The 12186-nt window shown below is 61.5% G+C and carries 13 protein-coding genes; 10 read left to right on the plus strand and 3 right to left on the minus strand.

Annotation, left to right across the window (positions count from 1 at the left end):
* The first annotated feature begins 3 nt into the window (after positions 1–3).
* Together V8J81_RS17885 and infB are read left to right on the plus strand one after the other, a co-directional pair.
* Positions 4–636, plus strand: a complete 633-nt coding sequence (locus V8J81_RS17885) for an RNA-binding protein (protein WP_368477103.1) — start codon at positions 4–6, stop codon at positions 634–636.
* Positions 633–3110 carry a translation initiation factor IF-2 gene (gene infB, locus V8J81_RS17890; RefSeq protein WP_368477104.1) on the plus strand — a complete coding sequence of 826 codons (2478 nt, stop codon included), beginning with the start codon at positions 633–635 and terminating at the stop codon, positions 3108–3110. The genes V8J81_RS17885 and infB overlap by 4 nt, the downstream gene beginning before the upstream one ends.
* Before the next feature lie 117 nt (positions 3111–3227).
* Here infB and V8J81_RS17895 read toward each other — a convergent pair whose 3' ends face one another.
* From V8J81_RS17895 to V8J81_RS17905, 3 genes are all read right to left on the minus strand, one after another.
* On the minus strand, positions 3228–3548 hold the full coding sequence (locus V8J81_RS17895; protein WP_368475451.1) for a hypothetical protein: 321 nt from the start codon (positions 3546–3548) through the stop codon (positions 3228–3230).
* A 280-nt stretch (positions 3549–3828) separates the two neighbouring features.
* Positions 3829–4302, minus strand: a complete 474-nt coding sequence (gene tspO, locus V8J81_RS17900; protein WP_368477105.1) for a tryptophan-rich sensory protein TspO — start codon at positions 4300–4302, stop codon at positions 3829–3831.
* Positions 4303–4343: 41 nt separating this feature from the next.
* Complete coding sequence (locus tag V8J81_RS17905) at positions 4344–6290, minus strand: lytic transglycosylase domain-containing protein (RefSeq protein ID WP_368477106.1); 1947 nt, start codon at positions 6288–6290, stop codon at positions 4344–4346.
* A gap of 154 nt (positions 6291–6444) precedes the next feature.
* Between V8J81_RS17905 and dapA the strand changes: the two genes are divergently transcribed.
* From dapA to V8J81_RS17945, 8 genes are all read left to right on the plus strand, one after another.
* Complete coding sequence (gene dapA, locus V8J81_RS17910; RefSeq protein WP_368477107.1) at positions 6445–7317, plus strand: 4-hydroxy-tetrahydrodipicolinate synthase; 873 nt, start codon at positions 6445–6447, stop codon at positions 7315–7317.
* Positions 7318–7791: an SAM-dependent methyltransferase gene (locus V8J81_RS17915; protein WP_368477108.1), complete on the plus strand. Its 474-nt coding sequence runs from the start codon at positions 7318–7320 to the stop codon at positions 7789–7791.
* A gap of 24 nt (positions 7792–7815) precedes the next feature.
* The gene (gene smpB / locus V8J81_RS17920) at positions 7816–8292 is read left to right on the plus strand and encodes an SsrA-binding protein SmpB (RefSeq protein WP_368477109.1); all 477 of its coding nucleotides are present in this window, start codon (positions 7816–7818) and stop codon (positions 8290–8292) included.
* 105 nt (positions 8293–8397) lie between these two features.
* Complete coding sequence (locus tag V8J81_RS17925) at positions 8398–8685, plus strand: hypothetical protein (protein ID WP_368477110.1); 288 nt, start codon at positions 8398–8400, stop codon at positions 8683–8685.
* 99 nt (positions 8686–8784) lie between these two features.
* Positions 8785–9648, plus strand: a complete 864-nt coding sequence (gene sseA / locus V8J81_RS17930; RefSeq protein WP_368477111.1) for a 3-mercaptopyruvate sulfurtransferase — start codon at positions 8785–8787, stop codon at positions 9646–9648.
* Positions 9645–10199, plus strand: coding sequence for a GNAT family N-acetyltransferase (locus V8J81_RS17935; protein WP_368477112.1), 555 nt, complete (start codon positions 9645–9647; stop codon positions 10197–10199). Before sseA ends, V8J81_RS17935 begins: the two co-directional genes overlap by 4 nt.
* A gap of 3 nt (positions 10200–10202) precedes the next feature.
* Positions 10203–11387, plus strand: a complete 1185-nt coding sequence (locus V8J81_RS17940; RefSeq protein ID WP_368477113.1) for an amino acid aminotransferase — start codon at positions 10203–10205, stop codon at positions 11385–11387.
* A 92-nt stretch (positions 11388–11479) separates the two neighbouring features.
* The gene (locus tag V8J81_RS17945; RefSeq protein WP_368477114.1) at positions 11480–12097 is read left to right on the plus strand and encodes a queuosine precursor transporter; all 618 of its coding nucleotides are present in this window, start codon (positions 11480–11482) and stop codon (positions 12095–12097) included.
* Positions 12098–12186: the final 89 nt, after the last annotated feature.

A 12186-nucleotide genomic window follows, 5' to 3' on the forward strand; every position in this document is an offset into this window, starting at 1 on the left:
CTGATGAGCCGCGGTGGCCGACATAAGGACCGGAGCGACGGTCCCGAACGCAAGTGCATCGCCACGGGTGAAGTCGCGCCAAAGCGCGGCTTGATCCGCTTTGTGGTCGCACCGGATGGGCAGATCGCACCGGATATTCTGGAACGTCTGCCCGGTCGGGGCATTTGGGTCAGCGCGGATCGAGCGGCCATGGAACTAGCGGTGAAGAAGAACCTCTTCTCTCGTGCGGCTAAGCAACAGGTTCAGATGTCCGAGGATTTGGTTGACCGTGTTGAAGCCGCTTTGGCCCGCCGTCTGACCGACCTGATCGCGCTCAATCGCAAGGCTGGTGGCGCGGTCGCAGGCTTCGAAAAGGTGAAGGATTGGCTGGCCACGAAGAAGGTCGCCGTATTGCTCCAGGCCTCTGACGGGTCCGAGCGTGGAAAATCAAAACTCTGGACCCCGGAAGGGGCCCGGTATTTCAGCGTCCTGACAGCCCAGGAATTGGGTTTGGCATTCGGACGCCAAAGTGTGATACATGGCGCGCTTGCCGCTGGTGGACTCGCCCCCCGTGTTGTAGAGGGGGCCGCGAAACTCCAGGGACTGCGCATTGCAGACGGTGGCCAGACCACCGGGAAAGACGAAAAAGACGCATGAGCGATCAGGACGGAAAAAAACCTTTGGGCCTCTCCGGTGGGGCTCGGTCAGGCCGCGTGAACCAAAGCTTCTCACGTGGGCGGACGAAGTCTGTTGTTGTCGAGACCAAGCGCAAGCGCGTGATGGTGCCCAAGCCCGGTGCCCAATCGGCGGCCGCGCAGAATGCCGAAGGCGGCAAGCGCGAGAAGTCGGTCCCAGACGCAGAGATGGAGCGCCGTCTAAAGGCATTGCAGGCCGCCAAAGCCCGCGAAGCCGAAGACGAAGAGCGCCGCGTCGCCGAAGAGCGTGAGCGCGAAGAAGAACGCGCCCGCCGCCGTGCAGAGGCCGAGGCCAAGGAACGCGAAGAGCGTGAGCGCGAAGATGCGCTGAAGGCCAAGGAAGAAGAAGATGCCCGTCGCAAGGCCGAGGAAGAGGCGCGCCGCAACGCACCGCCTCCGGCCGCTGATGCAGCCGCCGCCGCCGGTGCCGCCGCAGGCGCGCCACGTGGTGGCGCCAAGCAGGCCCCCGCCCGCCGTGAGCCGGAGCGTGACAACAAACGCAACGACCGCGGTCGTGGCAACGATGGCGGCAACCGCCGCTCGGGCAAGCTGACCGTGAACCAAGCGCTGTCAGGCGGTGAAGGTGGGCGCCAACGCTCGCTTGCCGCGATGAAGCGCAAACAGGAACGCCAGCGCCAAAAGGCAATGGGCGGTTCGGTCGACCGCGAAAAGGTCACGCGCGACGTGCAGGTGCCTGAAACCATCGTTGTGTCCGAACTGGCCAACCGCATGACCGAAAAGGTCGCCGATGTGGTCAAGGCGCTGATGAACAACGGCATGATGGTCACTCAGAACCAAGTGATCGACGCCGATACGGCGGAACTAATCGTCGAGGAATTTGGCCACCGTGTTCAGCGTGTGTCCGATGCGGACGTGGAAGATGTGATCGACGCGGTGGAAGATGCACCCGAAGATCTGCAGGCGCGTCCGCCGGTCATCACGATCATGGGCCATGTCGACCACGGCAAGACCTCGCTGCTCGACAAGATCCGGCAGGCGAACGTTGTCTCCGGCGAAGCTGGCGGTATCACGCAGCATATCGGCGCCTATCAGGTCACAACCGAAAGCGGCGCGGTGTTGTCGTTCCTCGACACACCCGGCCACGCGGCGTTTACGTCGATGCGGGCGCGCGGTGCTCAGGTGACTGACATTGTTGTTTTGGTTGTCGCTGCAGATGACGCTGTAATGCCTCAGACGATCGAGGCGATTAACCACGCCAAGGCGGCTGAAGTGCCGATGATCGTGGCCATCAACAAGATCGACCGTCCTGCGGCTGATCCAATGAAAGTCCGCACCGATCTGCTTCAGCATGAGGTGATTGTTGAGGCGATGTCCGGCGAAGTGCAGGACGTCGAGGTTTCGGCGATGACCGGCCAGGGCCTTCCTGAACTGTTGGAAGCCATCGCGCTCCAGGCCGAATTGCTGGAACTGAAGGCCAACCCCGACCGTGCCGCCCAAGGTGCTGTCATTGAAGCGCAGCTTGACGTGGGCCGTGGCCCCGTCGCGACCGTGCTGGTCGAAAACGGCACGCTCAAGCAAGGTGATATCTTCGTCGTGGGTGAGCAGTGGGGTAAAGTCCGCGCGCTCGTCAACGACCAAGGTGATCGAGTGAAGGAAGCCGGGCCGTCCGTTCCGGTCGAGGTCCTGGGCCTCAACGGCACGCCTGAGGCTGGTGACGTTCTCAACGTTGTCGACACCGAGGCGCAGGCCCGTGAGATCGCGGAATATCGCGAGCAAGCCGCCAAGGACAAACGCGCCGCCGCGGGTGCTGCAACCACGCTTGATCAGCTTCTGGCAAATGCCAAAGCAGATCAGAACGTGGCCGAATTGCAGATCGTGGTGAAAGCCGACGTTCAGGGCTCTGCCGAAGCAATCGTTCAGGCGCTTGAAAAGATCGGCAATGACGAAGTGCGTGTTCGCGTCCTGCACTACGGTGTGGGTGCGATTACGGAATCGGATATCGGCCTCGCCGAAGCATCCGGTACACCGGTCATCGGCTTCAACGTCCGCGCCAACGCACCTGCACGGGCATCGGCGAACCAGAAGGGCGTGGAAATCCGCTACTACAGCGTGATCTACGACCTTGTGGACGATGTGAAAGCTGCCGCATCTGGTCTTCTGGGCGCCGAAATCCGCGAGAACTTCATCGGTTACGCGACGATCAAGGAAACCTTCCGTGTCACGGGTGTCGGCAACGTTGCCGGTTGCCTTGTAACCGAAGGCGTTGCACGCCGCTCCGCCGGTGTGCGCCTGCTTCGCGACGATGTTGTGATCCACGAAGGTACGTTGAAAACCCTCAAGCGCTTCAAGGATGAAGTGAAAGAGGTTCAGTCGGGCCAGGAATGCGGCATGGCCTTCGAGAACTACGACGACATTCGCCCGAACGATGTGATCGAGATCTTCGAACGGGAAGAGGTTGAGCGCTCGCTCACTTAATCTCGTCACAGGTTCAAGCATCGAAGGGCGCCCAATCGGGCGCCCTTTTTTCATATGAAAACGCCCCCCACCGTTTCGGGTGAGGGGCGCGTCCGGGGGAGAGAAACCGGAGAAGTCTTACTCGTCTTCGAGCGACGCTGCGCGCAGGCGGTCGAAGATGTCAGCGCCATAGGCGGGCTGGCCGTTGACGAGCGTCGCGCCGTTCACGCCGCGCAGGTCGGAGGCGACATCCTGGTCGCTGTTGAGGATCTCGAAGGTCTGACCAAGCGCGCCGCTGGGCGACACCGACTGGCCAACACCGTTCACATTGGTGCGCTCCAGCGCGTTGTCCTCGAACATGTTGAAGTGCTGGATCGCGGCGACGGAGGCTGCGGATTGGGCGAAAGCCGGGGCGGCAACGGTGGCGGCAACGGCGGCGATGAGAGCGATCTTTTTCATTTTACTGGTCCTATTCAGTTTTGGTGTGTGGGCCTGATTTGGGAGGTGGCCCGGGTTTGGTTTGGTTTCGGTGGAGAGCCTCTGTGGCCGTCCGATGAGATGAATATGCGGGGTGCGGGCCTGACATTCCATACACGGAAGCGCGAGAATTAGCGGATATAGGTGCACATGTGCACAGACTTCCCCATGCGCTGCACGAACCCCACGCCCGCGTGATCACGGCTCGCGGCGGCGTGAGACGGGGGAGGGTTGATTGAAATATTTGGAGGATTCGGAGGTCTTAGGCCGAGTCGCTTGCCGCCTGACCTGGGTTGAGCCGCCAAACGGCCAAGTTCAGTGCGCCAGCAACCGTGACCCACAGAAGATAAGGCGCCATGAGCCAGCCCGCCAATGCATCAAGCGCGAAGAAGCTAACCATGGAGCCGCACACGGCTAACCACAGCAGAACAAGCACAAACATACCTGCCTTGATGCGTTCCAATCCGAAGAACACAGGCGTCCACAGAGTATTCAGGGCAATCTGCATCGCCCAGAACCCCATGGCGTGGGCATTGCCATCCAAAACCGCAATGCGCGTCGCTGCATAGGCGGAGGCAAGGTAGAGGGTCGTCCACGCGACAGGAAACAGCCAGTCAGGCGGCGTCCACGAGGGCTTTGACAATGCGCGGTACCATTGGCCCGGCGGAAACATCGATCCGGTGGCCGCGGCCGCGCAGCAGGCCCCTAGAAACAAAAGAAAGACGCTCCAATCCATGCGTCATACCTACGGCAATCCGTCGGAACGTCCACCCCGCATTATTGCCGGAGCCGCTCGCTCAACCCAATGGTCGGCAATTCGCCGGTCAGCTGCGCCTCATAAATCGGCAGGCTTTCTATCACGCGCATGATGTAGTTTCGCGTCTCGGAAAAGGGGACATCCTCGATCCAATCAATGATGTCGTCGGCGTCCCGCGGGTCACCAAATCGATCGACCCAGGACCGTACGCGCCCGGGGCCTGCATTGTAGCCGACGGACACAAGGATCGGGTTCTCGTCATAGGCGTCCAGCAATCCGGCAATGTAGTTCGATCCGAGCAATACGTTGTAGGCCGGGTCATTGCGCAGCCGTGAGAGGGAAAAATCGATGCCAAGCTCCCCCGCCGAGTCTTGGCCAGTGGCTGGCATGACCTGCATCAGCCCAAGGGCACCCGCCCCGGATTCCACAACCGGATCAAACTCGCTCTCTCGCCGCGCAATCGACAAGGCAAAGGCGCGCGGGATCGGCAGGGAGACATCCTCAAGATCGGCCAATGGGTAATAAGCCCGGAAAATCTCATGCCCCGATTGTGCCGCGCGCTTGGCGACGACGAGGGCAAAGTGCGGTTCCCCTAGGTCAAGCATTAGATCGCCCATCATACCGGCCTCGCGTTCGTCCAGACGCTCGGTGATATGGGTGAAGAACCGTTCGGCCAAGGTGCGTTGATCCGCGGTGTAGAGCAGCATCGCGGCGTGGAAGACGGGTAGGTTCGTGAAATCTGCCGTCGCCCAGTCACCGTAGTCGCGATCGCCCAGAAATTCCGAATTCACCGGATAACCGCCACGCTCCTGCGCCAACTGTCCGTAGAAGCTCGACTGGTATTGCGCCCCAAGTGCGTAGGCCTCTGCCGCCTGTTCGGCGTTCCCAGCTGCCTCATGGGCGCGCCCAAGCCAATAACCCGCCCGTCCGACCGATATGGGGGAGAATACAACCTCCCGGAAATCGCCAAAATGCGCGACGGCGCGGTCGTAATTGCCAAGTTGGAAGGCGCAGTACCCTGCGATCCATTCCAGATCGGAGAAACGGCGGTAATCCACGGCCGCATCAATACGGTGGCTGGACGCCATACGATAACAGGCCTCGTGGTCGCCCTCCCGCATCACGTCCCGCGCAAGGTCTGACCGGCGGCGGCCCCAAGCTTCGGGGCGGCCCAAGTCAGCTGCACTTGCCGAATGTTCCATCATCAGCTCGGCCGCGGTGTCCCAGTATCCCTCCGCCATGCGCCAAAGGAACCGCTCGTAAGACAGGCCCGGATGGCCTTGCAGCGACTCAGGCACGCGATCGATCAGGTCGTTCACACCAGCACGGCGGTCCCGCAAAGCAAGACGGGCCTCGGCCATCGCAACCCAACCGTCCGGCACAAGTGAGAACATGGCCCGCGCCCGGTCTTCGGCGTTTTCCCAAAGCAGGTGATCAAGCCGCGCGATGTGATGGTCTTGCGTCAGGATGGAGCCATAGGCGCGGTTCAAGGCCTGCGCGTGCGGCCCCGTCATTACAAGCGACGTCCAGGCGCGGATGACCTCGGCCTCCGCAGCGGCACGATCGCCCGTCTCTTCCAGCGCACGGGCATAGGCGAGCGCCCCGGCGCCGGTCTGCGGCAATTCATCCGCAAAGAAATCCAGCACGTTCTGTGGATCGCCGCCTTCGGGGATCGAAGGCTCTCCCTGTCGACGCAAATAGGGCAGCCCGGGCCAATCAGGATTGCGATCCACAAACGAGATATATTCGCCAAAATCCCCTTCACCGCGGCGCAGGCGCGTCCATGCCAGCAAATCCAACGCGATGGGGTCTTCGATGTTCTGTGCAGCTTCAGACCCACCGGCTAGATCGCCACGATTGTAAGCGTCCAGCGCGGTGGCCAAAGCCTCAGCATCAGTTTGCGCAAAAAGGGTCGTGGGTGCGGTACCAATAATGGCGATGAAGCACAGGGATATCAGGCGTCGCATGGTGGCGGCGTCTCCAGTTTCGTCAAATCCCCCGAGAGGAGAGGATAGGGCAGTTATCCACAGACGCAACTCACGAACTTGGCAATTCCACACAAGCGGCGTATTGGGGCGACACTTCGCAATGAAATCCACATGGAAACAAAGGACGCGCGTGATGTTCCGAGGCTCTCAGGTTGCTCTGGTCACTCCGATGGCAAATGGTGCAGTGGATTTCGATGCGCTCAAACGCCTCGTGGAATGGCATGTCGCCGAAGGTACGCATGGCCTTGTGCCCGTGGGCACAACGGGTGAAAGCCCGACCCTGACCCATGAGGAGCATGAGGCTGTCATTCGCTGTGTTGTGGAAACGACCGGCGGGCGTATTCCTGTGATGGCCGGGGCCGGGTCGAACAACACTATAGAGGCGCTGCGTTTTGTGGAATTCGCCAAAGAGGTCGGCGCAGATGCCGCCCTTGTCGTAACGCCCTACTACAACAAACCGACCCAACGCGGCCTGATCGCCCATTTCAGCGCGCTGAATGAGGTCGGCATCCCAATCTACATCTACAACATCCCGCCTCGTTCGGTCATCGACATGACGCCAGAGACGATGGGAGAGCTGGCGAAGCTCGACAATATCGTCGGCGTCAAAGATGCAACCGCAGACCTTAGCCGCGTGCCGCGCACGCGCCTGACCTGCGGGACGGAATTCATCCAGCTTTCCGGCGAAGACCCGACGGCCGTTGGCTTCAACGCCCAGGGCGGCCACGGCTGCATCAGCGTCACGGCCAACGTTGCGCCCAAGCTTTGTGCCGAGATGCAGTCGGCCACGCTGTCCGGAGATTACGCTACGGCGCTGGAGTATCAGGACCGTCTCATGCCGCTGCACACGGCGATCTTTGCAGAGCCCGGTCTGGCAGGGGCGAAATATGGCCTCTCCGTTCTGGGGCATTGCAGTGATGAAGTGCGCCTGCCGCTGACCGATGTCACGGACGAAACCAAGGGAATGATCGAAGCCGGGATGCGCCACGCGGGCTTGATCAACTAAATGGCCCCGCGCGAAGGGGAAACACGGTTACCGTTCGATCCGGCGGATCGGGCGGACGCCCACGTCACCTTCATCGGCCATATCCGCAGCGACTGGGGGCCGGGTACGGCGCCCAAGAACGTCCGCCAAGCTCGGGATACCGGGAAAGGAGCGCGGATCGAACTCAAAAACGACTATGCCGCTGCCCTGACCGGGCTTGAAGTCGGCCAACCCATCCAGCTGCTCTACTGGGTCGATCGCGGCGAACGGGATCTCGCCACTCAATCGCCGAAACACGCGAACGGTCCACGCGGCACCTTCAGTCTGCGCAGCCCCGTCCGCCCGAACCCTATTGCCTTGGCGACCGTGAGCATCACCTCAATCGACGGTCCCACCATAGGCATCGACGCCATCGACGCATGGGACGGCACCCCCGTCCTCGACATCAAGCCATGGATCGCGACTGTTGATGTCCCACCGGGCTGGCAGCCGTAGCCCTGAGCGCCTATATGCGAGCGCATGGCCAAGAAACCTGAGAACCCAAATTATAAGGTGATCGCCGAAAACCGGCGTGCGCGTTTCGATTATGCGATCGAAAGCGATCTTGAGGTTGGTATGATCCTTGAAGGGTCCGAGGTCAAAAGCCTTCGCGCGGGCGGATCCAACATCGCCGAGAGCTACGCCGAGGTGAAGGATGGCGAGCTTTGGCTCGTGAACTCCTACATCGCGCCCTACAAGCAGGCAAAGACGTTCCAGCATGAGGAAAAGCGGCGGCGCAAACTGCTCGCCTCCAAACGCGAACTCTCGCGGCTTTGGAACGCCACGCAGCGTGAGGGCATGACGCTTGTGCCGCTGGTCATGTACTTCAACCACAAAGGCTTCGTGAAGATGAAGATCGGCGTGGCCAAGGGTAAGAAGAACCAGGACAAGCGCGAGACGTCCGCCAAGCGCGACTGGAACCGACAGAAGCAGCGTCTGCTGAAGCAGAACGGCTGATCTGCTGGGAAAACAGGCAGCCTTTCCCCCTGCCGATCTTTTCTTGTGCAAGTTACTGCACCTTCCACGGGGCCACCCTCGGCCCCAACAGGAAGGGAAACACTCATGGAACTCATCATCTCTCTGATCGCGGGTGCGGTTGGCGGTAACGCGGCTGGCGCTGCGGCCCCTCGGATCAACCAGGGCACGATCATCAACTCGATCGCAGGCATCCTCGGCGGCGGCGTCGGTGGCGCAATCCTGTCGGCTCTTGGCCTTGGCGGCGTGGCGGAAGCTGCCGCAGGTGGCGGCATGGATATCGGCACAATCTTGGCGCAAGTCGCCGGCGGTGGTGTTGGTGGCGGCGCAGGCCTCGCGATTGTCAGCGTCATCCGCAACATGATCGGGCGCTAAGCCCTGCTTGCCCCAGGGTCTGAGCCTTGGGGCAACACTTGCGCGCGGCATCCGGCGGGCGTAGGCCTATCTCGTCCATTAAGCAGACGGGAATGCATCATGGCTGGCGTGATTACGGGCGACGATCCGAAAACCTTGGTCTCAACCGAATGGCTGGCCGCGCACTTGAATGACCCCGATCTGCGCATCATCGACGCCTCCTACTACCTGCCCGACATGGGCCGTGACGCGAAGGCCGAGTATGACGCCGCCCACATCCCCGGCGCGCGCTTCTTCGACATCGACGAAATCTCGGATGCCCGTTCCGCTCTGCCCCACATGGTCGCCCCGGTCGAAAAATTCATGTCCCGGATGCGCGCCATGGGTGTGGGCGACGGGCATCAGGTCGTGATCTACGATGGCATGGGCTTGTTCTCCGCCGCGCGGGTCTGGTGGAACTTTCGCCTGATGGGCAAGACGGATGTGGCCGTTCTGGATGGCGGCTTTCCGAAATGGCAGACCGAAGGGCGCCCGGTTGAGGATATGCCCCCGGTCGTGCGCGACCGCCACATGACCGTGCAACGCCAGGCACATTTGGTGAAGGACGTCACGCAGGTAGCCTCGGCCAGCAAGCTTGGCGATTGGCAAATCGTCGATGCGCGCGGTCCCGGTCGTTTCAAAGGCGAAGAGCCCGAGGCGCGTGAAGGTCTGCGCTCGGGCCATATCCCGAACTCGAAGAACGTCCACTACGCCACGCTGTTCAACGCCGACGGCACGATGAAAGAGGGCGATGCCCTGCGTGCGGCGTTCGAGGCCGCCGGTGTCGACGTCGACAAACGCATCATTACGACCTGTGGATCCGGTGTGACGGCCGCGATCCTGATGCTTGGCCTCACCCGCCTCGGCAACCTGGACGTGTCGCTCTATGACGGGTCTTGGGCTGAATGGGGCCAGTTCGAACAACTGGCGGTCGAAACCGGATGAGCACGATCCCTGCCGGCACCGAGGTGCCGTTCACGATCACTTACCTTGAGATGACGGCGCGCCGCGATTATGGGGTGCCGCAGCTTGATGGTGATATCCGGCTGGAACGTGCGATTGATCCGCCCGTCTGGTACTTCCTGTCGCTCTACGATGCCGTGGGCCGCGAATACGAATGGCAGGACCGCTTCGATCAGGCGGAAGAGGACCCCGCAGCGCTGCAAGCCTTTGTCCGTGACCCCGATGTCGTGATCTGGACCGCCATCCGCAACGGTTGGCCTGCTGGCTTCTTCATGCTCGATTGGCGAGACGCTGCGGTCTGCGACCTCGCCTATTTCGGCCTTGTCCCGCAGGCGGTTGGCACGGGCCTTGGCCGTCCGCTGCTTCAAACCGCCATCGCTATGGGGTGGGACCGTGAGGGTGTTGAGAAGATGACCGTGAACACCTGTACGCTCGATCACCCGTCAGCACTCCCGCTCTACCAGAAGATGGGATTTGTGCCGGTCGAACGGGAAGAGCGTACGCGCGTTCTGGTCTATGATCGAAAGGCCTGAGTGATGTTTGAAAGCCTGTCGACGCCCGCCCCCGACAAGATCATTCAGTTGATTGGCCTGTTCGCGGCGGACCCACGGCCCGACAAGGTCGACCTTGGCGTGGGTGTTTACCGCGCGCCGGATGGGCGAACGCCGATCATGCGTGCCGTGAAAGAGGCCGAGAAGCGGGTGTGGGATGCGCAGGAGACCAAGGCATATGTTGGTTTCGCGGGCGACCCGGCTTTTCACGCGGCCATGCGGCAGCTGATCCTGGGGGATGCGGTTCCCATGGATCGTGTCGCGGCCTGCGCCACGCCGGGCGGCACCGGGGCGGTGCGCCAGATCCTTGAGATGACGCGCGAGGTTACACCCGAGGCGCGCATCTGGATCTCGGACCCCAGTTGGCCGAACCATGCTGTGATCGTGGATCATTTAGGCCTGAGCCGCAGGTCCTACCGCTACTACGACGCCGCAACCGGCGGGATTGATCGCGACGGCATGTATACCGATCTGGCGGATGCGAAGCCCGGTGATCTGATCCTGCTTCACGGGTGTTGTCACAACCCGACCGGGGCCGACCTATTGCGCGATGACTGGGCCCGGGTTGCCCAGTTATGTGCGCAAACGGGCGCCATCCCGTTCATCGACATGGCCTATCAGGGCTTTGGCGACGGGTTGGAAGAAGACGCGGCGGGCACAAGATTGCTGGCCGCGCAGCTGCCGGAGTGCCTGATCGCTGCCAGTGGCTCGAAGAACTTTGGCCTCTACCGGGACAGGGTGGGCATCGCGCTGGCTGTGACCTCCGGCGGGGCCGCCCGTGACGCAGCGGCCGAGCAGTTGGTGGCGATGAACCGCAAGGCCTATTCCTTCCCGCCCGACCATGGCGCGCGGATCGTGGATGTCATCGTGTCGGACGAGGCGTTGCTTGCGGATTGGGCGGGCGAGCTGGCCGATATGCGTGTTTCGATGCAGGCGAACCGGAAGGCCCTGGCGGATGAGCTTCGTGCCGCAATGGGCTCGGACCGGTTCGGGTTTCTTGCATCACACAAAGGCATGTTTTCGCTGTGTGGGATCACGCCAGAGCAAGCGGTGGAGCTGCGTGAGGGCCACGGCGTCTACATTGTGGAAGACGGCCGCGTGAACGTGGCGGGACTGACGCCTTCAAACATTCCGATTGTAGCAAAGGCGATGGCTGCGGTGCTGCGCTAGGGCTTGCCTTGCTGGCTGATTGGTCGTATCCGGCGCGCCTGCCTCGCTTGGGGCCAAGTCTCCGACTACCTTGTCAAAACGGAACAGATATCATGACCCGTATCCTGCCCGGCATCCTTGCCATGGCGGCCATTGTCGTCGCCTCGAATATCCTTGTGCAGTTCCTCTTCGGCCAATGGCTGACCTGGGGCGCGTTCACCTATCCGCTGGCCTTCCTCGTGACCGACATCATGAACCGCGTCTACGGCGCGGCGCAGGCGCGGAAGGTTGTGTTTGTGGGCTTTATCGTGGGCGTTGTGTGTTCGCTGATCGGCACGCAGATCATGGGTGAGTTCGGCCCGCTGGTCACGCTGCGCATCGCGCTTGGCTCAGGCATCGCGTTCCTGACGGCGCAGTTGCTGGACGTTGCCATCTTCGACCGGTTGCGGAATGGTGGATGGTGGCAAGCCCCTGTTTTCTCAAGCGTAATTGGATCGAGTGTCGACACAGCTTTGTTCTTCTTCATCGCGTTTTCGGGCGCTTTGGTGAGCGTTCTTCCGGGCGATGTGGCCTGGGCGAATGAGGTTCTGCCGATCCTAGGCGTGGGTCCTGAAGCCGCTTTGTGGGTGTCGCTGGCGATCGCCGATTGGGGTGTGAAACTTGCCCTCGCATTAATCGCCTTGATCCCTTTCCGCCTCATCACACGGCGGTTTGTGGCACAGGTTGCGTAATTTCTTTTGACATCCACAAAATCTGTGGCAGGCTGGGGATAACAGCAACCAATCGAAAGGAGGTGATCCAGTGTCTAGAAAGGTATTGG

This window comes from Gymnodinialimonas sp. 202GB13-11 (assembly GCF_040932485.1).
GTDB classification, from domain to species: domain Bacteria; phylum Pseudomonadota; class Alphaproteobacteria; order Rhodobacterales; family Rhodobacteraceae; genus Gymnodinialimonas; species Gymnodinialimonas hymeniacidonis.

Excerpts from the sequence above, each read along its gene's own strand:
- V8J81_RS17895 (WP_368475451.1), bottom strand. The coding sequence starts at position 3,548 with ATGAAAAAGATCGCTCTCATCGCCGCCGTTGCCGCCACCGTTGCCGCC.
- dapA (WP_368477107.1), top strand. The coding sequence starts at position 6,445 with ATGTTCCGAGGCTCTCAGGTTGCTCTGGTCACTCCGATGGCAAATGGT.
- V8J81_RS17925 (WP_368477110.1), top strand. The coding sequence starts at position 8,398 with ATGGAACTCATCATCTCTCTGATCGCGGGTGCGGTTGGCGGTAACGCG.
- V8J81_RS17945 (WP_368477114.1), top strand. The coding sequence starts at position 11,480 with ATGACCCGTATCCTGCCCGGCATCCTTGCCATGGCGGCCATTGTCGTC.
- smpB (WP_368477109.1), top strand. The coding sequence starts at position 7,816 with ATGGCCAAGAAACCTGAGAACCCAAATTATAAGGTGATCGCCGAAAAC.
- sseA (WP_368477111.1), top strand. The coding sequence starts at position 8,785 with ATGGCTGGCGTGATTACGGGCGACGATCCGAAAACCTTGGTCTCAACC.
- V8J81_RS17885 (WP_368477103.1), top strand. The coding sequence starts at position 4 with ATGAGCCGCGGTGGCCGACATAAGGACCGGAGCGACGGTCCCGAACGC.
- V8J81_RS17940 (WP_368477113.1), top strand. The coding sequence starts at position 10,203 with ATGTTTGAAAGCCTGTCGACGCCCGCCCCCGACAAGATCATTCAGTTG.
- V8J81_RS17915 (WP_368477108.1), top strand. The coding sequence starts at position 7,318 with ATGGCCCCGCGCGAAGGGGAAACACGGTTACCGTTCGATCCGGCGGAT.
- V8J81_RS17935 (WP_368477112.1), top strand. The coding sequence starts at position 9,645 with ATGAGCACGATCCCTGCCGGCACCGAGGTGCCGTTCACGATCACTTAC.
- infB (WP_368477104.1), top strand. The coding sequence starts at position 633 with ATGAGCGATCAGGACGGAAAAAAACCTTTGGGCCTCTCCGGTGGGGCT.
- tspO (WP_368477105.1), bottom strand. The coding sequence starts at position 4,302 with ATGGATTGGAGCGTCTTTCTTTTGTTTCTAGGGGCCTGCTGCGCGGCC.
- V8J81_RS17905 (WP_368477106.1), bottom strand. The coding sequence starts at position 6,290 with ATGCGACGCCTGATATCCCTGTGCTTCATCGCCATTATTGGTACCGCA.